At 50.1% G+C, this 25,115-nt stretch carries 12 protein-coding genes, 2 tRNA genes and 3 rRNA genes; 4 read left to right on the top strand and 13 right to left on the bottom strand.

Going from position 1 to position 25,115, the window contains the following annotated elements; all coding sequences use genetic code 11:
- Positions 1-3 precede the first annotated feature (3 nt).
- From FSU_RS09350 to FSU_RS09335, 4 genes are all read left to right on the top strand, one after another.
- The gene (locus FSU_RS09350) at positions 4-891 is read left to right on the top strand and encodes a tetraacyldisaccharide 4'-kinase (protein WP_014546172.1); all 888 of its coding nucleotides are present in this window, start codon (positions 4-6) and stop codon (positions 889-891) included.
- Positions 892-959: 68 nt separating this feature from the next.
- A complete protein-coding gene (locus tag FSU_RS09345; RefSeq protein WP_041917844.1) occupies positions 960-1,205 on the top strand; it encodes a hypothetical protein in 246 nt (81 codons plus the stop codon).
- A gap of 139 nt (positions 1,206-1,344) precedes the next feature.
- Positions 1,345-2,508 (top strand): hypothetical protein, encoded by a 1,164-nt coding sequence (locus FSU_RS09340; protein WP_157747945.1) that lies wholly within the window; start codon positions 1,345-1,347, stop codon positions 2,506-2,508.
- Positions 2,509-2,522: 14 nt separating this feature from the next.
- Positions 2,523-3,473 carry a hypothetical protein gene (locus FSU_RS09335; protein ID WP_014546170.1) on the top strand — a complete coding sequence of 317 codons (951 nt, stop codon included), beginning with the start codon at positions 2,523-2,525 and terminating at the stop codon, positions 3,471-3,473.
- Positions 3,474-3,479: 6 nt separating this feature from the next.
- On the opposite strand, the gene FSU_RS09330 is transcribed toward FSU_RS09335, so the two are convergent.
- The 13 genes from FSU_RS09330 to FSU_RS09265 all read right to left on the bottom strand — a co-directional run bounded on the left by FSU_RS09330 (position 3,480) and on the right by FSU_RS09265 (position 24,905).
- A complete protein-coding gene (locus FSU_RS09330) occupies positions 3,480-3,953 on the bottom strand; it encodes a hypothetical protein (protein WP_014546169.1) in 474 nt (157 codons plus the stop codon).
- 18 nt (positions 3,954-3,971) lie between these two features.
- Positions 3,972-4,328, bottom strand: coding sequence for a hypothetical protein (locus FSU_RS09325; protein ID WP_014546168.1), 357 nt, complete (start codon positions 4,326-4,328; stop codon positions 3,972-3,974).
- Between the two features lie 86 nt (positions 4,329-4,414).
- Positions 4,415-5,065, bottom strand: a complete 651-nt coding sequence (locus FSU_RS09320; RefSeq protein ID WP_014546167.1) for a hypothetical protein — start codon at positions 5,063-5,065, stop codon at positions 4,415-4,417.
- Between the two features lie 9 nt (positions 5,066-5,074).
- A complete protein-coding gene (locus FSU_RS09315; protein ID WP_014546166.1) occupies positions 5,075-6,961 on the bottom strand; it encodes an ABC-F family ATP-binding cassette domain-containing protein in 1,887 nt (628 codons plus the stop codon).
- Positions 6,962-7,096: 135 nt separating this feature from the next.
- Positions 7,097-8,236: a hypothetical protein gene (locus FSU_RS09310; RefSeq protein WP_015732026.1), complete on the bottom strand. Its 1,140-nt coding sequence runs from the start codon at positions 8,234-8,236 to the stop codon at positions 7,097-7,099.
- Between the two features lie 341 nt (positions 8,237-8,577).
- A complete protein-coding gene (locus FSU_RS09305) occupies positions 8,578-12,855 on the bottom strand; it encodes a fibro-slime domain-containing protein (protein WP_014546164.1) in 4,278 nt (1,425 codons plus the stop codon).
- Positions 12,856-12,995: 140 nt separating this feature from the next.
- On the bottom strand, positions 12,996-17,375 hold the full coding sequence (locus FSU_RS09300; RefSeq protein ID WP_014546163.1) for a fibro-slime domain-containing protein: 4,380 nt from the start codon (positions 17,373-17,375) through the stop codon (positions 12,996-12,998).
- A gap of 562 nt (positions 17,376-17,937) precedes the next feature.
- A 5S ribosomal RNA gene (rrf, locus tag FSU_RS09290) occupies positions 17,938-18,052 on the bottom strand.
- A 96-nt stretch (positions 18,053-18,148) separates the two neighbouring features.
- Positions 18,149-21,052: ribosomal RNA gene (locus tag FSU_RS09285) — 23S ribosomal RNA — on the bottom strand.
- Positions 21,053-21,227: 175 nt separating this feature from the next.
- A tRNA-Ala gene (locus tag FSU_RS09280) sits at positions 21,228-21,300 on the bottom strand.
- 6 nt (positions 21,301-21,306) lie between these two features.
- Positions 21,307-21,380, bottom strand: a tRNA-Ile gene (locus FSU_RS09275).
- Between the two features lie 90 nt (positions 21,381-21,470).
- Positions 21,471-22,969, bottom strand: a 16S ribosomal RNA gene (locus FSU_RS09270).
- The 16S, 23S and 5S rRNA genes sit together here with 2 tRNA genes alongside, the layout of an rRNA operon.
- Before the next feature lie 520 nt (positions 22,970-23,489).
- Positions 23,490-24,905, bottom strand: coding sequence for a glycosyl hydrolase family 5 (locus tag FSU_RS09265; protein ID WP_015732025.1), 1,416 nt, complete (start codon positions 24,903-24,905; stop codon positions 23,490-23,492).
- Positions 24,906-25,115: the final 210 nt, after the last annotated feature.

Raw genomic sequence — 25,115 nt, 5'->3', positions numbered from 1 at the left:
GGGATGACGCTCCGCGCTCCATTCTTAATTATAGCAGCCGCACTCTACAGGGTTGCATACAAGTTCCACCACAAATTCTTTTTGCGGCCGCAACCGCCTATTCAAACTCCCGTCATCATCGTCGGGAGTTATTTAGCAGGTGGCGCGGGCAAGACTCCTTTTACCATTTGGCTTGCCAAGCAATTTCAAGAACAAGGTAAAAGCATCGCCATTCTTTGCCATAGTGCGGCCTGGGACGAATTTATCATGATGCAGCGGGAATTTCAGTCCGCTCAAAATTCACAAATAAAAGTCTTTGCCACCAGGAACCGCTACAAAACCGCTAGGGAAATTCAAGACAAATTCAACATTATCCTTTGCGACGATGGTTTTGAAGACACTCGTTTTACAAACGCAAAGTACATTTGCCTTGACTGGCAAGAACCTCCAACTTCCTGGAAAAGTCTTCTGCCAGCAGGACCGTTCCGCAGCCTAAAGCAGGACCACGACGAACTTGAAATAGTCCACCTCCGTTGTTTCGGCTCAGATTTCCAAGTCCCCGACATCAGTTTCAGCATTGAATCAATAACAAATTACATTCCCGGCAAGCCTTTATCCGCCACACTCATTTGCGGCCTAGGCACCCCCGACCGATTCGTCAACGACGTTCGCGCATTCAATCACGCCACCGGCAAGCCCAGCATCCAAATCCATAAAGTCATAAAGCGCCCGGACCACGATAAACATTTCTCACAAATAGTCGAATCAGAACTTTTGCAAGGGAGCGACATCATCATCTCCCCAAAAGACTCCTGCCGTTTGCCGCAGCAGCACCTCAGCCACCCAAAACTCCACATTGCTATCCAAAAAATCGAAGTTTCTAGCAAAACTTTAGAGAAATTATCTTTATAATTAACTAGACCATAGGCAATTTTCCCTTTTTTATTGTATTTTTAAAGTAATAATTAGGGAGAAAAATTATGAATTTGCGTCAGCGTTTTGCCGAACTTCTTCAGATTATCACAAAAGACATTCCCGAAAGAGAATACTATGTGCAGTTGGGTTTCCTTACCGCTCTTATTCAGGAACCATTCTACCTGTATGGTCGCCCCGGCTGCGGAAGCTCGCTTTTCATCCGCAGGATTTCTAGCGCATTCAAGGACGCCAAGATTTTAAAGCTCGGAAAAAAAACAAAAGCAGCTCCCCGACAACATCAACGACTTTAACTTAATCATTTTTGACAACTTCACTCCAAACGAAGAAGTCAGCAAGAACAATCTTCAAATCGTCATTCACGACCACGAAAAGAACTCCATCATAATTTCGGGCAACCAAAAGCCAGAATCCGCACTGAGCAGGTCCGAAGTGAGCGATCAGGTCACGCTGACCATCATGCTCCCGGACAATATCTCTTCAGACGCCCTTTGTCAACTCTTACAAATTCACGGAACAGACAGCAACGTCACTGTTCCGCCCTCACTCGCCATCAGCGCCGAAGAACAGGCCCAGTGGATTCAAGCCATCAGTAAAGTTACGCTATCTCCAAACACACTCGCAGTCATTGGAAAGGTTGCAGAGACCTGCGAAAAAAACTGCGTTTACGTTCCCATCCGCAGGTGGCTTGCCCTTTCGAACATGATCAAGGCTATAGCGTTCCTCAACGGGCGCACCGAAACCAAGCTCATTGACACGTTCTTCCTCGGTACATCCATCTGGGGCCGCAGCGCATCAAACACAGCCATTTCCGAAAGCTACCGCGAAATTCTCAAGACTCAGCTTTACAAGAATACACCTAGCCTTCTTGAAAAGCCATACAACGCCAACGACCTGTTCATGCGCGTAAACCACCTCGTCCACAGTTCGAACAACCTTTACGAGACCAAACCTTTCAACGGCGAAAAGTGCCTCGCCTACCGAATCACGATTGCAGGCGAATCCGTACCGCTTTACGCCCCGCTCAAGTATATCGAAACAGACATCGATTTCAACCCCTATAACGAGCTCCGCCAAATCGAAAAGCGCGTGGTCTGCAATTACCACGGGACATCCAACTGCACCATTTCTATCGACCCGCAAGTCCGTACAAGCGGTTTGCGCAGTTCAGTGAATCAGGCCAACAGCACGAGTCCCAAATTCGAGGAATTCGGCACGCTCCCGACATACATCCTGAGAGAAAACGCACCTGAAATCATTGACGAAAAGAAGAGACTACGCGACTCCCTGAACACGGAAATCAAAGAATCTATGGACCGCGAAACGGCAAACCTTGTCGCCCTCCGCAACACATACAAGCTATTTAACGAATCTAAAAACGACCTTTTCTGCTTTACACAGATGTTCAACGCTGTCCAAGACGATATCAAAAAACAGTTCGACAACACGGCAAATATAATCAAGACCATAAAAAAAGCAAGCGAAACAATCGCCTCGTTACCGAGCAATATGCTCAAAACCCCGAATCTGGTCGGCAAGCCGCAAGCGAAACCGCAAGCTCCACAAGCCACGCCGCCTTCTAACGCTGAAAAATAACGTATATTGAGGGCGTGAAATTAATTCTCCTCTGGGCGGGTCTCGCCTTCATTTGGCTGATATGTATCTGCATGACTAAAAAAGGTCGTGCAGTTATTCGCATACTCTGGAGGAGCATCAAGGTAAAGCTCGCCATCATCGCTTGCGCCTTGGCAGTTGCAGCCATTACGACCGCCTACGCCACGCACCCCGAAGAACCCCCTCGCCCAACGATTGACGAACAGTTCGAATACCAGAAGTACACCACGTCCGCGATTCAAAAGCTTTGCGACCAAGGCGAGCTCATCATCGACATGAACTGCAACCTCGACAGTGCCGCAGCAGAACTCGCCTACATCCTCCCCACCGTCATCAACAATTACAATCTCGTTGTCACGCGCCCCACGACACCGATTCTCGAAAAAATCAAGGACACGTTACAGATAAAGATGATCGGTTATAAGAAATTCAAGAACAGGGGAATCCGATTGATCAAAGCGCTTCAGCGAGATCTAGGCATCCGTTACGATATCGACATCATTTCCGAAGATACAGACCACACGCTCATAATCACATACAACGGAAAACGCTGGGACAGCGAACACCTTTGCAATCTTCCTGTACTTGAAGCATGTATCCGTGAACGCACGGACCCAGCAGTCCTCATGTCCATCATCCACCACACTTCCGGATTCCAGATGAACTATCAGGGCAAAAACAACACGTCCGGATTACTCGCACTCGATTCAGGCAAGGGCTTAGAACAAATTGACATAGGCGCCCGCCGCCTCAAAAAAGTTCTCGCATCTTCACCCACGCTCGCCGACGCAGTCGCACAATTCTATCCCGGCACAGAACACCGCAACAGGTTCGAGAACTGGCGCAAGGACCCGCAAAAACATTATTGGGTTGGGCAAGTCCTTACGGATATTCAATACTATCGCAGCAACGGCATGACGCTCAAGCCACGCAAGCGCGTGGAATAAGCACTTTTATTTTATCGGTTGATCCCAAGGATAATTCACAAGCGAAGAATCCTTTGGACCGACATTTAAAACAACTTCTTTAGGAAACGTTCCATAAACTCCCGAATGTTTCGATGGAGTTAAAGCAAAGTACGTAATTGTATATAACGGGAAAGTCGTCAGTACATCACCTAACACTTGCAAGCCCTGTCCCGAAGTAGAAGGCGGATTCCAGCCACTCAAACTGCTTTTAGACACTGAAGTATTTCCTTCACGATATACATTCACACCGCCATAGATAATTCCATTCCTAACGACTAGCAAATAGACATAGTCATCATTCGTCATTGTCTTCACAATGCAGTTATCACTTGTAGCGCAAGCCAATTTTCCATCGCAGTAAATAGAATAATCGTCACGACCATCAGAAACGCGCACCATCATAGAAGAGCTCACGCACCCAACAAGCAACAGCGAAAGAATCAACAAGCAATATTTCATTTTACGCCCCTCTACAATTTACTTTATCTTGCGAGAAACGTAACTGACAATAGGAATAAAGTCATTCGGCTCATAAGCGATGTGCCCATAACTCCAAACGACCTTTTCATTCTTCTTTCTTTTTTCGATAACAACAGCCACGCCGACTTCTTCTCGAATCAATTTAATTTGCAATAGATAATCGCAATTTTCCTCGCTTTTAACAATGGCATAACCGTCAATAGTTGCGTATTCCTTAATCAGCGCCACGATTCTTTTGGCGTAATCACCATGGACACCATGCAACTGAACGGGCAAAATAAAATATTCCGTCTTCGCCCACAAAGCAGACGAAAATATCAATACTGCAAGGCAACAAAGAACTAATTTACGCATAGAAATAAACTGTCAACAATAACATTACCGACAATTTCATCAATATCAGGATAAATTTAAACTAAATTCACTAAAAAAACAAGTTTTTACTTTTTATCGGTCCATGTCACCGACAAAGACAGCGAATAAAGATATTTTCCATACTTCGACATTCTGTACGAATCAAAGAACCGTCTTTGCACGCGGAAAGACAAAGAAACACTCCGAACTGTTTTATCCGTACTTACTCGATATCGGGAAAACACGCCAAGTGCCCACTCCCAATAATCATTATCCTCAAATTCAGATTTAGAATAAGGAGCAGCATAATTATGAGTAAAGTTCTCTTCAAATCCGAATCGGAAGTTTTCCGTCGGAATCACTTGCTGGACAAGCCCAGTCCCATAATTGAATTGATCCAAATCCCCTAAAAGCGAAAAAAAATCAATCCACCCACGCCAAGCAATAAAACGATTGCCAACACCCAAATTAATAATGGGCAACCACTGGTAAGAAAGACCTACTACGAAATATTCAAGGAATGCAACATTTCCGCCAATATCCCAATACGACGGAATCGCCCACATTTTTTCTGTATAATTGCCTCCCCGAACGCAAACATATCCAGCTCCAGACCCTCGCCAATCTTTTGGATATTCTTTCTCAAACACTTCCATAAAAGCGCTCGGATCCGGCGTATGCATGGCGCAACTCGATAACAACACCGCGAATACACAAAGACAAACGAGTTTTTTCATGGCTAACAGCTAATCCAGCTTGTACTTGTCCTTCGCAGCTTCAAGTTCGGCACTTGCCTTTTCCCAGGCGGCGTAAAGTTCTTCTGTCAGCTTCTTGTTTTCGTCCATGTCTTTTGCAATGGACGTAATGGCATTGCCGTCGCCAGATTCCGAGGCGGCCACAAGCTTTGCTTCAAGTTCACCGCCGAGAGCTTCGGCCTTCGCAATTTCAGCTTCGAGGCGGGCAGTCTCTTTTTCGAGCGGCTTGATGACCTTGCTGCGTTCGGCAATGTAGTCTGCTCGCGCCCTGCGGTCTTCCTTGGTGCGCGGCGTCGAACTCACGGGCTTGTCGTCCGTGACGTCGATATTCGAGACCTTGATATTTGCGGAGTTCGAGCCGCCCGGCTTCTTTTCAGAAGCCCAGCCAACCTTTTCAAGGAAGTCCGCGTAAGTGCCTTCGAAGATACGGCACTTACCACCGTCAAAGACGATGAGGCGAGTCGCAAAAGCGTGCAACAGTTCTTCGTCATGCGTCACGACAAGTGCGGTACCATCGTAATCTTCAAGCGCATCAATCAAGCTCTCGATGCTTTCCATGTCCAAGTGGTTCGTCGGTTCGTCAAGCAAAAGCATGTTGCTTTCGTTCGCCAAAATCTTGCCCAACAGCACACGGCTACGTTCACCACCCGAAAGCACCTTGACCTTCTTCATGGCAGTATCGCCGCTGAACATCATCACACCCGCGAGGCTACGCGCACGGCTCTTCTGCGACACATCCGCAATCGCACTTGCAATTTCTTCTTCGACCGTATTTTCAAGATTCAAGCGGTTGATATTCGTCTGACCAAAGTAATTTATCTTGAGATTCGGGTTGTAATTGATTGTACCCTGGGTCGGTTCAAATTCTTTCGCAATCAAGTTCAGGAGCGTCGTTTTACCGCGACCGTTCGGGCCGATAATTGCAATGCGGTCGCCCTTGAACACTTCCAACTCGAGGTCCGAAATCAGCTCCGGACCGTAGCCGTTTTCGTTCTTGTACGCAAAAGAGAGCCCATGAATCTGGAGCATGCGCTTGCCCGGGAATTCTGCATTCTTGAAATTGAAATCCAGGTTGCGTTCATGCGTGAGGCGCTCACCCGTTGCAAGCTTTGCCGCAGCCTTGATCTTCGACTGCACCATCGCCGCCTTTGCCGCCTTGTAACGGAAGCGCTCGATAACCTTTTCGAGCTGTTCCTTTTTACGTTGCTCGTTTTCTTGCGTGCGCATTGCCACTTCTTCTTCTTCGGCAATCGTCTCGCGCAGCTTTTCGACCGTCCCCTTGACCTTGCGCATCTTGTGGCGGTGAATCCCCACCGTGTGCGTACAGACCTCGTCCATAAAATGGTGGTCATGCGTAATCAAGAGCACTTCGCCCTTCCACGCGCGCAAAAAGCGACTGAGCCAACGCATGGAAACAATGTCCAAGTAGTTCGTCGGTTCGTCCAGCAAAAGCATGTCCGGTTCCGACGCCAAAACCTTCGCCAAATTCAGACGGATCTGGAAACCACCCGACAAAAGCATCGGGTCTTTCTGCATGCTCTCTTCGTCAAAGCCAAGACCAAAGAGAATCGCCTCGACCTTGTGTTCTTCGAGCCAGCCGTCCTCATTCACCTTGAGCACGCTGCACGCTTCTTCGTGAACCGTCGGGTGCGTGAACTTGATGTGCTGTTGCAAATAGCCAATCGTATAGCCCTTCGGGATGTCGATGTTACCGCCATCGAGGCATTCCTGCCCAAGAATCATCTTGAAAAGGGTCGATTTGCCGCAACCGTTGCGACCTACAAGACCGACACGTTCATGGTCGGCAACAAGCATGCTAGCGCCGTCCAAAAGGACCTGCATGCCAAAAGACTTAGATACATTCTGAATTTGAATCACGAACCCAAAGATAGATTTTTAAAAGGGAGAACTTAGAACTTAGATCTTAGAACTTAGTCAATGTTGCGAACTCCTCATACAAAAAAACGACCCCCACGCTAATGGGAGCCGCTCCTAAAATCAGGCGACCAGAGATTACTTCCAGTCGAGAACTTCGCGGTTCCAAGAAACCGGAGAACCCGTCATGATCAATTTCTTATCAAAGCCGCTGCCATTGCTCATCTGCTTTGCAATAAAGCCAGACTTGTACATGGTAGCCTTCTTGCCGTCCTTGTTCTTGCCGTCATAGACAATGTCAAATCCGACCCATCTGTAAAGGACAAAGCCGAAGAAGTTTCTGCGGTATTCCCAAGAGTCGCTCGTGATGATGAGCTTCTTGATCTTGTAACCCTTCACGAGAGCCTTGAGTTCCTTTTCAATCTTCGGACCCTTCCAAGTCTGCTTCGGGAGGTCAGCCATCTTGACCGGAGTCGGGCCACGCTTGATAGCTTCCTGAACTTCTTCGATCGGAGACTTGCCCACGATTTCCTTGAAGTCTGTCACTTCAACTTCGTAGAACTTTTCCGGGAAGGCAACGCCCTTGTAAACACCCTGGTCGATATAGCCGTATCCTTCCGGCACATAGAAGAACTTGCCGCCCTTCTTGTAAACGAAAGCCATCGCAAAAGCGTTCTTGTCGTTGTACTTCATGATGGAGCCAAAGCGGTAAGCGCGCACGAATTCGCTTTCACCCTGTTCCTTGTCAGACGGGCCAATCCAGCGGGACTTGAGATTTCTGATGTCGTTGTCCTTCGTGATCATGTAGACTTCAGCCGGCAATTCGCCTTCGACCATCGTCTTGGTGGTATCGTCGATCTTCTTCGGATCCCAGTCATACACGAGAGCCTTCGGAGTGTTCGGGGTCGGGCCATCGACAACCGGCTTGCCAAAGCACTTCACGCACTTTGCAACATGGTCCTTCCAGAAAACGACATTGCTATCGGCGTCCCTGTAAAGCACGTCGTAGTTCAACACGTCCGGTTCGCGTTCTTCGGCAAGTTCATCCGTGTGGATGAACACCTTGATGATGCCCTTTTCCTTGTTGTCCTTCCAGTGGTAGAAAACGCGTTCGAGGTAACGGTTAGAAATATCGGCGCCCACCGGGAGTTCGCTTCTAGCCATCGTCGGCTTGTCAGAAGCAGGGGCCAAAGCGGCATCGGCAGGGACGTCATCCTGAGCATTCGCCATGGAGAAGGCGAAAAGTCCTGCGGCAAGAGTCTTGAGAATCAGTTTCATTCCATTCAACCTTACGGGTTCCAAATGACAAACGACATTCCTGGCGAACCCACATTTGCCAGAAATGCGCAATTTTTTGGACAATGTAAATAAAAAAGATACGTTTGGCAACAAATTATCACGAAATTACTACAAAAAACTTTAAAACCTTCAACAGTTTTCAACATCTATCAACACCCATTGTAAATAAAACAAGGGTATAAAGAAAACCCCGCGTGTAACCCGTTAATGTTCAACAAGTTACTTTTCGCAAGGCTTATTCTTAAACTGTTGATAAAATGTTTATATACTTTTTTCTAAGTTCTAACAACTAAGTTCTGCCAACTGCGCCATAGGCGCATTTATTTATTTCCGTGACGACGGATGCCCAAGGTAAACGTCTCTTCAGACTTTCCAGCAACCTTGTCGCCCTGGAAAATCTTGAACTTGAGTTTCGCGATATAGACACCAGTTCCAACAAAGCGCCCCTTGTTGCTGCGGGCATCCCACATCAAGAACACGTTACCCGGATTTTCTACGCAGTCAGAGCCGAACACGTCCTTGTCATTGCAAGCGACTTCGCCCTTCTGGGAATTGACAAACTGCCCAAGAGTCGAGAAGTATTCCACCTCCCACTTGATTTTCACCTTCGAAAGAACCACATCCCTGCTTTCGCTGGAATTCAGCAACAACGTCTTCGCCACTTCACTCAAGTCAAACTTGATAAGTTCACCCGGAAGGCCAGTCTCCGCAATGACATCGTCTATATTCTTCGCCACATCAACACGAACTGGTGCGACATCGTTCTGATACGGCCACGTTCCCGGATTCCAGTTCGCAGGGTCAATACCGACAACTCCCGGAGATTCCACGCCTACACGCTGTTCGCCTTCAATACGGAGCCACGGGTTATCCACATGCGGCACATTCCCGTTCAGGTCCGGCAACACCCCAGGAACAAGACGCACCATAAAGCCGACTTCCGGCAAAATCGTGTCGTCCTTCTTCTGGTAAAGTACATCAAAATAGTTGCTCGTCATGGCCGGAATGACAGACATCACAGACAAGAGAGACGGATTCACCAATTCACCGGTCTTGTCCTTGAATTCGAGGAACTGGATGCCGTTCACCAAATCCATGCGGGCCGCTTCGCTGATATAAACCGTCAACTTGTTCAAGTTACCAGATACCGGCTTCACAATCGGCTTGTCCACAAGGATTGCACCCATGCGGTCTTCAATTGCAAGGCCATCCAGGCTGAGCTGGGTCATCTGACCCGTTTCCTTGTCCATGTACGTGTAATGGTACCTGAAGGAGCCTTGATAAAGTTCCTTGGCGCCACCTGTAAACACCTTGTTCTGCAAGCTATCGGCATGTATGGCAAGGCTCTTTTCATCCTGCATCAGCAACGCCACGCTTTGAGCAGAGGCAACCGTATGCCAGTCATCGCTACCGAACGTCCACGCAATCGTATCCGGGATAGTTTCATCAAACGCCTTGTTGAACACAATAGAAATACTATCGAGCACGCCATCGCCATTGCGGTCAAACGCCTCGCCACTATTGGCAAACGGTACAGGCGGTTCCTTAAAGTGGATACTGCCCCACGAAATCACGTTGGCCACAGCACCACCGGAAATTTCAAAGCTTGCGTTCGTCACCGAGGAATCACCCACCACGTAGAACTTCGCGACACCGGTTGAATCGGTAATCAGCTTGTTCACGCGCTGCTTCTTTTCATCCAGGAAACTTATCGGGAACGATGTCGTCAAGTCAAGCACCGCAAAGCAGTCCTTGCAAAGGTTAGCTATGTAGAACACACCCACCTGCAAAGGCACCGTATCCGGGTAAGCCACATGAGTCAAAAGCGTATCGTTTGCAGAGCCGTCAAACGGGAGGCCGCGCAAGCTAATACCCGTCGGGTCAAAAATCCTGACAGAATCCACACCGCTAAACACATCGATAAATGCAATGTCCGGGAGCGGGTAAGCAGGCACCGTAAAGAACACTTCGCTGGACTGCGTCATGTCGCTTGCCAAGAAGAACTGCAACATGTAAGAGCCTGGAGCCAGAGAACGCTTGCGCACAATCTCCACCGTGTCAATCACAAAGCCCGCCATGTTCTCGTCAATGTTGATACCCGCAACAGAGCCCGGCAAAAGTTCCATGCCCGTTGACGGGATTCGGTCGTCATCGCCAAACAGCACAAACGAAGACTGCGCAGGCATCGTATCTATTTTCGACGTGCTGGAGACATCGCAGCTGATGGATTCATCCATCAACAACTGCAAAATGGTGTACTTGATCGTCCCATCGGTCGTCTTTTCTTCCACCGGGTAATACGTCTTTTGCGTCTGCAAGTTGATGGACGTGCGCATCTTGAAGTTCGAACCCGTCGCATTGCGTTCCGAGAAGAAGATATGGAACGGGTACTCGCGACCTTCAACAAGCTTTAACGACGGATCATTCTGGCCAATCGTATCCAGGTTCACACCACCTTCCACAGGGCTATGGCAACCGCCAATATCCACGACAAGGCGGTTATTGATAAACACCCACACGTCGTCATCGCCACGGAATTCAAAGTACTGGCCCTTCACATAGCGGAACTGCGCCGAGACCTTCATCGCAAAGCTATAGTTGTGTTTGCATCCCTGAATATCCCAGTCAAATTTCGGGTTCAAGACCGTCTTTGCCGAATCAAGGTACTGCAAGTCGTCAATCGGGTAGAACCCCGGATTGATTGTGTCATTGCAATCGCCTTCTTCATTCGTGAAGTCCGCCTGCCAGAAACCTTCTTCATCAAGCGTAAGGCTAATATCGCGACAGACACCATTCTTGTATTCATTACCAGCAGCATCCTTCGCCACCACCTGCGGGATAAACCACTTCTCGATTTCACGAGCGGCAGAACACTGTGCCCACGGATAGACAAGCGAGTCTACACGTGCAGGCGCGCCATTCACAAGTGTATCTTGCACCATGCCCGGCACATGCCCCGAGCAAGTTTTCAATTCAGCAAGATCGCCATTCTGATCCAAGCCCATAATAGTCGTATAGGCATTGCCCTGGTAAATACCGCCAAAGTCTACGTCAATGCCATCGTCATGCGATTCACCGGCCCAGTCCACAACGAGCGCTGAAATCTTGAGAGACGGGCAAATGCCGAGAATGCCCGGATAGCGGGTCGTATCGCTCGGTTCATAACGCTGCTTCGGGTTCGGATAAACCCAGACCGTATCGTGCAACGCCATGAGGGAATCCAGGGAAATCAAAGAATCAAGATTATCGAGTTCAGCAACAACACCCTTGCCACCATAACGCTCCATGCCAAAAGTCTGCTTAAAGTAAACGCGCCAATCTGTTGCATGCTTATAGACCGTACCCGTGTACCAGCCGCACGTATCCGTAAGCGGACCCATCTTGATGATATCGCCAGTTGATTCAATCACCATCGAAGGCGACTGGTTTTCCCACGGACTCTTCAAGCGGATAACCTTGGGTTCCGGCGGGTAAAACGCCAATTCAAACGTTTCAAGTGAAGTCGAAGTATAGAACCATGTCTCGTAAATGCCGGTCGGGAAAAAATCACTTGCATGCGGGCGCTGCGAATCCTGGAAATACGGATGCTGAGGCCAGTCATTGCTACCGCGCAAAATCTGGACTGTCGACATCTGAGAATTCCACTGGGCAGAACCCACAAGCGAATCCGCAAAATCGATATGGCGCCAGTACTTGTACTCGCCTTCGGAACTGAGCCCCGTCGGCGCATTCAAAATGTTGTTGTCAATCTTGATATAGAACGTGCTATCACGGAATGTCGTGTTCGTACGCCACGGGTGGTAAATGTGCAATCTACGAGTCGGGTCAAAGCATTCGCCCGCCGTCCCAATTTCCGCAGACACTACAGGATTAGGCACCGTACCGTCAACATACAACGTATCCTGCACCTGCAAAAGCCCCGCAAAGTCCACAAAAGAATCCCTACTGGCCGGGACCGTATACCACGGCGCCTTGTAGCGTACAAAATAGCCCATCAGAAGCGGGTTTGCCTCAATCATCGCAGGCGTAAGCGCGCCATAGAACCAGCCGCACTTTTCCTTATCGCCCTCGTTAAAACGCATCAGCACGGAATCCGTACCGAAAATCATCTGCGGCAACACCTTGTTGCCCCACGGGCTCTTGAACCACACTATCTTGGAACCCGGCGCCATGAACGACTTTCTGTAGGACTTGTCCTTCGTATCGGTATAAAGCCAGATTTCCGTTTCCGTACCGAAGAAAGCAGTAATGCGAGTCTTCCCGCCCTCGGTCCACGAGACGCAATTGTTGTTATTGAAATTGTAGTCGTCGGTATTCGGGCAGGCCTTGAATTCAAAATCCTGCCAGTCCTGGAAATCGGCAACCGTCTTGCCTTCCCAAGTGTAAGAATACCAGCTATCGCCTTCGCTCTTCATCATGGTCCGAGAAGTAGCGCCAAAACCCGGATTGTAATCCGTCACGCCACCGACAATATGCGGAATATAGCCCGATGAAGTCGCATTATCGCGAAAAGGCGACTGTAAATGAATTGTCAAATCCGCCCACGCAGAGACAGTCAGCAGTAACGAGGCGACAATACCCAAACAACAGTGTTTCATTCAACACCCTCTTTATTCTGCCCACACTTTAGTCTAAAGATATACTCAAGACACAAAATTTCAAAACGCTATAAGGAAAAAAAAATAAAACCCCGCACAATGGCGGGGCATTCGGTCATCCCAAATATGGGATGGGTTAATTACTTGATCTTCTTTGTTCCGGTCTTGTACTTTTCGTTGCGGCGGATACCGAACGTGAACGTTTCTTCGCCCTTGCCCATGACTTCCTTATCCGAGAAAATCTTGAACTTGAACTTCGCAATATACACGCCCGTTCCGACCATGCGGCCCTTGTCACTCATGGCATCCCATTCGAAGAACATGTTGCCCGCATTCTGGATACAGTCCGTACCGAAAATAGACTTGTCGTTGCAGGCGAATTCGCCCTTGACCCAGTTCACATACTGCCCCAGACTCGAGAAGAATTCAATATCCCAGTTTACCTTGACCTTGCTCAAGACTGCGTCGTATTCAGGAGTACCCGGCTTCAAGTTACCAGCGCCAAGCACCTGGGTCGTTGCGTAATCGTCAAGCTGGAACTTGACCAACACGCCCGGCAAGCCCTTCTCCTGGATAATCTCCTTAAGGGTAAGGTCCTTCTCGACGCGGAGCGGAATCACATCGTTCGTATCACCCGGCCACGGATTTTCATCAAACATGCCCGGATTAACCGTCACGACCTTCGGACGTTCAGTCTCAAGCGGCTGTTCACCTTCAATACGGCGCCATGGGTTCAATTCGTGAGGCGTATTGCCACTCAAGTCAGGCAACACACCCGGAACAAGGCGAATCTTGAAGCCCACTTCCGGAGCAATCACAGTTTCCGACTTCAAGAACATCAAGTCGTAGTAATCGCTTTCGCCATTCGGAGTTGCAGGGTACACGACATACTTCGACGGATCCACAATGTTGTCATCCTTGTCCTTCAGTTCGATGAACCTAGAATTATCCGACAAGAGCAATGCGGCATTGCAACCTTCAGAAAGCTTAATCGTCACCTTCACTGCGGTATTCGAGACAATCTTGAGCATCGGCTTTTCAAGGATGATAGCGCCAATCTTATCCTGAATCTTCGTGTAGAGCGTTTCAGATTCCTGAGTCGAGCCCGTCGCTTCATCAAGGTAAATGTAATGGTAACGGAAATTGCCATCGACAACAGACTTCGCTTCACCCGTGTAAACAGAATCAATCAGGCTATCTGCGGTAATGACGACAGTTGAATCGTTCTTAATGAATCCCGAGATATCTTCAAGAGAGTTGAACTCGTGCCAATCCTTGCTGCCAAAGTTCCATGCAATCGCATCCAAATCGTGCTCAACAAGAGCATTGAACTCAAACGGGATGTAAATGCTGTCAGCAACACCATCACCATTGCGGTCATAGATGCTACCCGTCTTTGCGAGCGGCACTTCAGGATCCTTGAAGTTGATGTTATCCCACTTGAGCGAGTTTTTGACACCGCTAATGCCAACGACGTTGAACGAGACACCACTAGCAGCACCTTCGCCCACAACATAGAAACGAGCAATACCTTCATCATCCGTTTCAACAGTGTTGATCTGCTGATCCGTCTCGCTGTAGAACACCAGATTTGCATTCGACGGCTTCAGATCCAAAAAGACATGGCAGTCACCGCAAATTTCACCCATGTAGGTCACCATGATTTCAAGGTACGTCATTTCCGGGTAACGCACGTGAGTCATCAACGTATCGTTTACACCAGTGACAATCGTTTCTCCTCTCAACGTCTTGTTCGTCGGGTCAAATGCAGTCGGCTTGCCCGTAGTGCTGCCCTTAAACACATCAACAAACGCGATTTCCGGAGTCGGGTATTCAGGAACAGTGAATTCATAGGCGTCGTTCAAGCCCATATCGCTTTCATAGTAGAAGTACAGCACATAAGCTCCCGGCTGCAGCGAACGCTGCTTGACAATTTCATCAATATTAATCGAGAAACTGGACCTGTCTTCGTTAATCAGGATACCGCCATAGTTCATGCCGACACTCAGTTCAGCCGCTTCGGAGAAATTACCACCATCGAGGTAGAATACAGACGGGGCATCAGTTGTATCGACCAGAGCCTTGGCATTCGGGTCGCAGCTAACAGCTTCGGCATCCATCTTGAGTCTCAAGATACCCGTGATATCGCTCTTCTTGGTATCGTTGATTGTCGTAAGATAGGTGTTCTGCTTCTGCAAATTGATGGAGGTACGCATCTTGAAGTTCGACCCCGTCGCATTGCGTTCGGCGTAGAAGATATGGAACGGATATTCACGACCTTCCTTCAAGGCGAGCGTCGGATCGTTCTGACCAATCGTATCAAGATTTACAGCGCCTTCCACCTTTTCATGCACACCGCCGATATCCACTACGAGCCTGTTATTGACATAAACCCACACGTCGTCGTCACCGCGGAATTCAAAATACTGACCCTTCACATACTTGAAGCTTGCGGAGACCGCCATGGTATAGCCATAGTTGTGCTTGCAAGTGTCATTCTTGCCGTTGGCCTCGCCAGCCCACTTGACCCATCCTTCGACATCCCAGTCAAATTTCGGGTTCGGTATCGTTTGTGCAGAATCGAGATACCTAAAGTCATCCAGCGGGAAAAATCCCGGGCTTACCGGGTCATTGCAGTCACCCGATTCATTCGTGTAGTCGGCATACCAGAACCCTTCGTTGTCAAGCTGGAGTTCAATGTCCTGGCAGCGGGAGTTCGTATATTCCTTGCCACCAACAGTAGCGACAACTTCCGGCACAAACCACTTGTCAATCTCGTGACCTGCAGCGCACTTGCTCCACGGGAAATCTGTAGAATCCACTCGTGCCGGGCGACCATTTACAAGCGTCTGCTTCACCATGCCCGTTACAGTTCCGGCCTGGCAAGAACTATCCTTCCCGACCTTAGTATAGGCATTACCGCCAAACACATGGCCAAAGTCAATATCAATACTGTCGTGATGGCTTTCGCCAGCCCAGTCAATAAGCATTGCGGAAATCTTCATGCTCGGGCAATCGCCAAGACGACCCACCGGGAACTTGGACGAAGCATCCGGACGGCTATAGCTCTTGTTCTTTTCGGACGGATAGACCCAAGCCGTATCGCGAGTGGTCAGCAAGGAATCCAAATTGACAAGAACTTCAACCTCGTTGCCTTCACGAATAACGCCTTGCATCGAGTACTTTTCAAGGCCAAAGCTCTGCTTGAAATAAACCTTCCAATCAGAAGCGTGCTTGTAATACGTACCTTCGAACCAGCCGCAAGTATCCTTCGAGAAAGTCGACATTCTCACGACATCATTATTGGCACTGACCACAAACGAAGTCGGCGTATTCTTCCACGGGCTAAGCAGGCGCACAACCTTGCGTTCAAGCGGTGCGTAAGAAATATCAACGTCTTCCATTGTAGAGCTTGCAAAGAACCATGTTTCATAAACACCTGACGGGAACAAGTCGCTTGCAACCGGGCGATTCTTTTCACTGAAATAATGGATCTTGATATTTTCATTGAAACTACGGGTAAACTGCACCTTAGCATCTGCAGATTTCCAGGCCGCTGTAGAAACAAGGGAATCCGAGAAAGTCACGGAAAGCCAGTACTTATAATCCTTGTCTAAAGCAAGCGGTTCCTGTGCAGGTCCTGCAATAGTCGTATCTGCACCACGGATTGAATCCTGTCTCACACCATCTATACTGATATAAATCGAGCTATCGCGATAAATGCTGTTGGTACGCCACGGATTATAAACATGCAACGTTCGGCTATTGTCGAAGCATTCCCCAACAGTACCCATGTTCGTCCCGACAGAAGGTGTTGCCAGAGTACCATCAACATAGATAGTATCCTTTTTCTTCTCGAGAGCGGCACTCAATTCAATAATCTGCTTCTTGTCCGCAGGGACACTCAACCAAGGTGCATTGTTACGATAGAAAAATGCAGTACGTAGGATATGCTTGTCAAGCATTTCCTGAGTAAGGCCTGCGTAGAACCAGCCGCACTTCGTCTTATCTTCAGAGAAATGCATCAAGACCGTATCTTGCCCAAAGACCATCTGCGGCAAAGCCTTATTGCCCCACGGGCTCTTGAACCAAACAACCTTGGATCCTGGAGCCACAAAGGACTTCGTATAAGTTCCCGTCTCAGAATCCGTATAAATCCAGACTTCCTTGCTACCATCAAAGAAATCGCGGAAATTAAAGTTATCGCCTTCCGCCCAGTCTACGCAAGTAAGATTACTGGTCGTGCCTTCCGGACACGCCTTGATACTGAATGATTCAGTCGCCAAAAAGTCCGAAAGGGACGATTTCCATGTATAAGAATACCAGTTATCACCTTCATCCTTCATTATGGTAGATGAAGTAGCCCCGACATCGGGCTTGATGGCATTCCCAACAACATGAGGAATATATTTAGAAGTGGCAGCTACGCCAAAAGGAGACTGCAAGTGAACAGTCAAATCAGCAAAAGCCGAAGACGCAACAGCGCCAAATAGACAAAAAGCCAAATACAGGTGTCTCATACAACACTCACCTTTTAGTTATTCCACACCCGTAAGTTTAAATTTACATCATTTTTTTGTAAAAAAACAAAAATATTAAAAAAAAAAGAAATCTTTTTCAAGAAAATTATGTATAGAAAATTCTTTTTCCAGAAAACGTGAAGAAAATCCCCGAAAACAGAGTAAAAACGTACAAAATTTGTACAAACAAAATAGCGATTTAAACTCAGAACAAACTCTTTATCGCATTTTAATATCTGTAGAATAGAGCATTCTCTTAACAGGAGCGCCTTGAAAAAATTTTTAGGACAAGATAAAATCATGTATGCCGGAACGATGTCCGTTATGACAGCACAAGCCCGGACTCGCGGCGTGATCCGAGGAGCGCCCGCGTGATTCGCGAGCGGCGCAAAAACGAAAAAGCCCCGCTCGCCGTTCTTCGGCAAGGGCCGTGAGCGGCAGGCGGCCGGTACTGACCGGACGTAGGCGCGAGAGCGAGGCGAAGACGGAGTCCCGTCCTGCAATAGAGCCGAGCGGCATAAAAAGAAAGGGCCCCCCGAGCGTTTGCTCAGGGGGCCCGTGAATCCAGCGGCGACCTACTCTCCCGGACCCGAGGGCCAGGTACCATCGGCGATCTGAGGCTTAACTTCCGTGTTCGGGATGGGAACGGGTGTGACCCTCACTCGATAACCGCTGAAACAAATTCTTTGACATGGAAACTCAATCAAGCTTCAGTGCTGAAGCGTAGTGGGTTCGGGCTGCTCACGCAGTAGATGAACCAAATCGTTGAAAGAAAGGAAAAGCGTCTCACGGGCTATTAGTACCGCTCGGCTCAACGTGTCGCCACGCTTACACCTGCGGCCTATCGACGTCGTAGTCTCCGACGGCCCTTCAGGGGGTTGCCCCCGCGAGACCTGATCTTGGGAATGGCTTCACGCTTAGATGCCTTCAGCGTTTCTCCAATCCGGACATGGCTACCCGGCAATGCCGCTGGCGCGACAGCCGGTACACCGGAGGTCCGTCCGTCCCGGTCCTCTCGTACTAAGGACAGCTTCCCTCAAGTCTCGAACGCCCACACCGGATAGGGACCAAACTGTCTCACGACGTTTTGAACCCAGCTCGCGTGCCGCTTTAATTGGCGAACAGCCAAACCCTTGGGACCTTCTCCAGCCCCAGGATGCGACGAGCCGACATCGAGGTGCCAAACCTCCCCGTCGCTATGAACGCTTGGGGGAGATCAGCCTGTTATCCCCAGAGTACCTTTTATCCATTGAGCAACGGCCTTTCCACGCTGTACCGCGGGATCACTAAGCCCTACTTTCGTACCTGCTCGACGTGTCCGTCTCGCAGTCAAGCTCCCTTATGCCTTTGTGCTCTGCGCGCGATTGCCGACCGCGCTGAGGGAACCTTTGGATGCCTCCGTTACCTTTTGGGAGGCGACCGCCCCAGTCAAACTGACCATCAGACACGGTCCCTGTCCCGGATGACGGGACGAGGTTAGATCTCAAAACGGGCAAGGGTGGTATTTCAAGGACGGCTCCCCGACGACTGGCGTCGCCGGCTCGTAGCCTCCCACCTATCCTACACATGCCAGCCCTAAAACCAATGTCAAAATACAGTGAAGGTTCATGGGGTCTTTCCGTCCAGGTGCGGGTTGCCGGCATCTTCACCGGCACTGCAATTTCGCCGAGTCCCGGGAGGAGACAGTGCAGAAGTCGTTACACGATTCGTGCAGGTCGGAACTTACCCGACAAGGAATTTCGCTACCTTAGGACCGTTATAGTTACGGCCGCCGTTTACCGGGGCTTCGATTCAGGGCTTCGCTTGCGCTGACCCCTCCTGTTAACCTTCCGGCACCGGGCACGTGTCAGACCATATACGTCCACTTGCGTGTTAGCATGGCCCTGTGTTTTTGGTAAACAGTCGCTTCTGCCGTTTCCCTGCGACCTCCAGAGGCTCCGCGCTGTTCACGCTCACCACCGGAGGCTCCCCTTATCCCGAAGTTACGGGGTTAATTTGCCGAGTTCCTTCTCCCGAGTTGTCTCGAGCACCTTAGGCTATTCGCCTCGTCCACCTGTGTCGGTTTACGGTACGGGCCTCCGTTCGCTCCCTTAGCGGTTTTTCCTGGCACGGTCCATCGCGGCGCCCCTTCCGGCCGAAGCCTTCCGGGGGTCCGGAGCCTGGGTCATGTGCTGGGGGGATTTGCCGCCCCAGCGACTCGCACTCCTTCAGCGGCATCCATCGGCCGCCCCGTGAATTCCCATGCGTCGCCGCGTCGGTCATGACGCTTATCGGAGGGTCCAGGAATGTTCACCTGGTTGTCATCGGCTACGCCTCTCGGCCTCGTCTTAGATCCCGACTGACCCCGGGAGGATTATCCTTGCCCGGGAACCCTTGGACTTACGGTGTGCGGGTTTTTCACCCGCATTTTCGCATACTCATGCCAGCATTCTCGTTTCCGGTGCCTCCAGCGGGCATCGCCACCCGCCTTCCCAGGCCTGCGGAACGCTCTCCTACCGCTCTGTTGCCAGAGCCCACGACTTCGGTGACGTGCTTAGTCCCGATCATTTTTGGCGCGGAGCCGCTTGACCAGTGAGCTATTACGCTTTCTTTAAAGGATAGCTGCTTCTAAGCTAACCTCCTGGCTGTCTGTGCAGCTCCACATCCTTTCCCACTTGGCACGTACTTGGGGACGCTTAGTCGGTGGTCAGGGTTGTTTCCCTTTCGTCTACGGATCTTATCACTCGCAGGCTGTCTGCCATGCATCGCGTTCACGGTATTCGGAGTTTGATAGGGTTTGGTAAGCGGGTGTGCCCCCTAGTCCTGCCAGTGCTCTACCCCCGTGAAGCTAACATGACGCCATACCTAAATATGTTTCGGAGAGAACAAGCTATCGCCCAGTTTGATTGGCCTTTCACCCCTACCCACAGCTCATCCGAACACGTTTCAATGTATATCGGTTCAGCCCTCCACGGAATGTTACTTCCGCTTCAGCTTGGCCATGGGTAGATCACTAAGGCTTCGTGTCTGCCGTGTACGACTGGTCGCCCAGTTGAGACTCGCTTTCGCTTCGGCTCCGGACCTGAGGCCCTTAACCTTGCCGTACACGAGCAACTCGCTGGCTCATTAAACAAAAGGCACGCCGTCAGGAGGATGAATCCTCCCTCCGACAGAATGTATGCACGCGGTTTCAGGCGCTATTTCACTCCCCTCTCGGGGTGCTTTTCACCTTTCCCTCATGGTACTGTGCACTATCGGTCATCCGCTCGTATTTAGCCTTGGAGGGTGGTCCCCCCGTCTTCAGGCAGGATTTCACGTGTCCCGCCCTACTCTTCGACGGACGTCAGTTTCTTGCTCGCTACAGGCCTGTCACCTGCTGTGGGGGGGCTTTCCATCCCGCTTCGCTCGCAATCCGCTGTACGCAACCCGTCTGGGCTCCTCCCGGTTCGCTCACCACTACTACGGGAATCTCGGTTGATTTCTTTTCCTCCGGGTACTGAGATGTTTCAGTTCCCCGGGTTTGCCTCCGCTAGACTATGTATTCATCTAGAGGATACGCTTGCGCGTGGGTTTCCCCATTCGGAACCCCGGTAGTCAAAGGCCCTTTGCGCCTCGTACCGGACTTTCGGGGCTTGGCCCGTCCTTCGTCGCCGGCGGATGCCTAGGCATCCCCCGCGTGCATTCCTTCGCTTAAATCCTAATTCCAGCGATTCAGCTCTGTTCTGCCGCATGAGCAGCTCGAATCCACCTGTTTTTTTCTTGGTGCTTCAAGTCACTCTGTATGCTTGATTGCTTTGTTAGTTTCCATGCCGAAATTTCAATTTTCACATGTCCTCGCTGGGACGATGTTTTCTGCACCCGGTCGGTGCTTCCTGGAGCTAAGGAGACTCGAACTCCTAACATCCAGCTTGCAAAGCTGGCGCTCTACCAGTTGAGCTATAGCCCCTGAAAGTGGGCCTGAATGGACTTGAACCATTGACCCCCGCCTTATCAGAGCGGTGCTCTAACCAGCTGAGCTACAGACCCGGGCTCTAAAAGAATCGGAGATGTACTTATGCGACGGCGTTTGTCTTTTGAAAAACAGGTATTGGAACTTGCGTTCCAGATTTACTCCTTAAAGGAGGTAATCCAGCCGCACCTTCCGGTACGGCTACCTTGTTACGACTTAGCCCCAGTCAAAGGTCTTGCTTTAGGCGCTTGCACGACTTAGAGCACTCCCTTCTCCCATGGCTTGACGGGCGGTGTGTACAAGGCCCGGGAACGTATTCACCGTGGTGTGCTGACCCACGATTACTAGCGATTCCAGCTTCACGGAGTCGAGTTGCAGACTCCGATCCGAACTGAGGACGGCTTTGAGGATTGGCTCCGCCTCGCGGCGTTGCGACCCATTGTACCGACCATTGTAGCACGTGTGTAGCCCAGGATGTAAGGGCCATGAGGACTTGACGTCATCCACACCTTCCTCCGGGTTGTCCCCGGCAGTCTCTCCAGAGGGCCCCCTTGCGGGTGGCAACTGGAAACGTGGGTTGCGCTCGTTGCGGGACTTAACCCAACATCTCACGACACGAGCTGACGACAGCCATGCAGCACCTGTGCGGAACGTTGCATTGCTGCAAAACGGCGATCTCTCGCCGCGGCGTTCCCATGTCAAACCCTGGTAAGGTTCTGCGCGTTGCTTCGAATTAAACCACATGCTCCACCGCTTGTGCGGGCCCCCGTCAATTCCTTTGAGTTTCATACTTGCGTACGTACTCCCCAGGCGGCATACTTAACGCGTTGGCTACGGTACCCGGGGGAACCCCCGGACACCCAGTATGCATTGTTTACGGTGCGGACTACCAGGGTATCTAATCCTGTTTGCTACCCGCACTTTCGAGCCTCAGCGTCGATAAGTCCCCAGCAGGCTGCCTTCGCCATCGGTGTTCTTCCTGATCTCTACGCATTCCACCGCTACACCAGGAATTCCGCCTGCCCCTGAACTATCCAAGAGATCCAGTTCGGACTGCAGAGCCGGGGTTGGGCCCCGGGATTGTACAATCCGCTTGAATCTCCGCCTACGCTCCCTTTACGCCCAGTAATTCCGAACAACGCTTGCACCCCTCGTATTACCGCGGCTGCTGGCACGAAGTTTGCCGGTGCTTCCTCTCAAGGTACATTCAATCCCGCCCGGAGGCGGGCCTTATTCCCTCATGACAGTGGTTTACACACCGAAATGCTTCTTCCCACACGTGGCGTTGCTGCATCAGGGTTTCCCCCATTGTGCAATATTCCCTACTGCTGCCTCCCGTAGGAGTCTGGGCCGTATCTCAGTCCCAATGTGGCCGATCACCCTCTCAGGCCGGCTACCGATCGTCGCCTTGGTGGGCCGTTGCCCCGCCAACTAGCTAATCGGACGCAAGCTCATCCCATACCGATAAATCTCTAGTCAACCCTCCATGCGGAGGGCCACTCTCCTGGACATTAACCGCGCGTTGGCACGGGTATTTCCTGATATGGGGCAGATTGCTTACGCGTTACTCACCCGTTCGCCGCTCGGCATTGCTGCCTCGCTCGACTTGCATGTATAAGACACGCCACCAGCGTTCGTTCTGAGCCAGGATCAAACTCTTCATTGATTTTTAAAATAGTCTGTCCTGTTTTTCGTAAATTTGACTTCCAAGAAATTTTCTTGGGCCGTCACTAAGCACATCTCCGATTCCTTCAATCTTCCCGAAAGTCTCGCGGGCTTTCGCTTTTTCCTTCGTTCTCGGCTTTCGTTTCTTCGTTTCGGCCTCGTCTCTCAGGAACGGCGCCAATTATAGAATTTTCACGAACATTTGCAAGGGGTAATTGTGAAAAAAATTCACTTTTTTTCACTTTTTTCGATAAAAACGGGATGTATGCCGTCGGCACTACACATTATTCACATTCTGTAAACAGAAATCTTTTTGGCCATAGGCAAGAATTGACTGGACCCTTCACTTCGTTCAGGGTGACGAGAATGAAAAATGGCGACCCCGGCATCCCGGAACTCGTCCAGGGCAGGCTCAGCCGGGGTGACATAAGAGGGTGACGAGACAGCAAATGCACAAAAAAAAAATCCCGGGAGCAATGCTTCCGGGACAACATTTCAAATAAATTCGTTCTTACACAGGACTAGTAGGTCTTTGCCTTGTCTGCAGCCAACTGGTCTGGATCGCAGTATTCGTGCTGATCGTTGGGTGTGCTGCTGCAAGCGTCTGTGGTGATAAATTCACCGCCCTTGTATTTAGACCAGTCTGACTGGAACAGAATCTTGGTTTCAATGGATCTGCTGATAGTCGTCTCGTACTTGTCAACCAAGTACTGCGGGCATTCGACTTCTTCCCACTGATAGGTCGGGTTGTCGGCAGCCATAAACCAATCGGCAAACCAGTGACAGCCACGGAGCAGGTTCGGATAGTTGGAGTCACCAAAGGCAGCGTCGCACATTTCGTTGACGCAACTCTGGTAGCATTCCAGCGTACCATCATAACCGCACTTCTCTCCGTTCTGGCAGTATGTCAAGAAACCGCCGTAAGTGGCACCCCATTCAATGCCGGGCTTAGTGATCTGAAGCTGCAGGGCATTGAAGATACCCGGTCCACCACCCGGAACCATGAGGTCGAACTGGCCAGGCTTCACGTCGTGACCGATGTTGGATGCCATTACGATGATATGCTTACCCTTAAGAGCCTTGTGCGTTCCCTTGGGAGCATTATTGCCATCGGCATCCTTAAAGCTACCGTCATACTGCAAATGGAAGCACTTGCCACACGAAGTTGTCGCATCGCTACCAGCAACGAAAGCATATGCCAAAGTATCATTCACAGCTACAGGGGCCATGTCGGTACAGGTAAAGCCGCCACCAGATGCGGGGTCTGCTTCCTGGCATGCGTTTGGCGTATTCTGGATACCGATCCAGTAACGTTCCAAGCCCTTGCTATAGGTAAACGTAGGAATTTCAATATCGTGGATGTTGCAGACGCGGGCCGTGTAATGTCTGGACTCGTATTCTTCCTGGGAAGTAATGACGGGCTTGCCTTCTGCACCATCGAGACTGGTCTGGGAGCAGTGAGCCTTGCAGGCGTCCCAGTAACGGGTGTTCCAGCCGCTGGTGCCATTGCCAAGAATATTCTTGAGCGTGGGCACAGGGTACAGCTTGATGTCTTCTTCAGGATTGCCGGTCGTCTTTGCAGGTTCCGCACTGCTAGAGCTTTCAACAGCAGAAGAACCCGGAGTTGCGCTAGATGCCGGATTTACAGACGAACTAGACAGAGACGGATTAACGACGCTGGAGCTAGAACCCGGAACTGGAGCAATCGCGCTAGAACTTGAAAGCGGATTAGAACCACTAGAGCCCGGCACTATAGCAGAACTATAACCCGGAATCGGAGCAAATGCGCTAGAACTGCTAGAAGTACCCGGGTAACCCGAATCGCTCGACGTCGGAGCCGCAATCGGAGATGATGCGGTAACGGGGTCATCGGAGCAGGCGCTGAACATTGAAAAAGCACCTGCGGCAATTAAAGAGCTCAGTAAAAGTTTTTTCATAATTTTCCTTTTTACACCTCGTTTAAAATTAAATTTTATTCCCATAAAAGGCACGAAAAAAAGTTTTTTGACAGCATATATGTGAGTTGGGACAAAAAGTAGACGGTAGGAAGTAGACGGTAGGAAGTGGTTAGAAAAAGAAAAAGGCCGCACTTATGTGCGAGCCTTTTTTTAGATCCTTCGCCTCACGGCTCAGGATGACATAATTGC

This window comes from Fibrobacter succinogenes subsp. succinogenes S85 (genome assembly GCF_000146505.1).
GTDB classification, from domain to species: Bacteria; Fibrobacterota; Fibrobacteria; order Fibrobacterales; family Fibrobacteraceae; genus Fibrobacter; species Fibrobacter succinogenes.
This window is presented reverse-complemented; position numbering and strand designations above follow the sequence as displayed.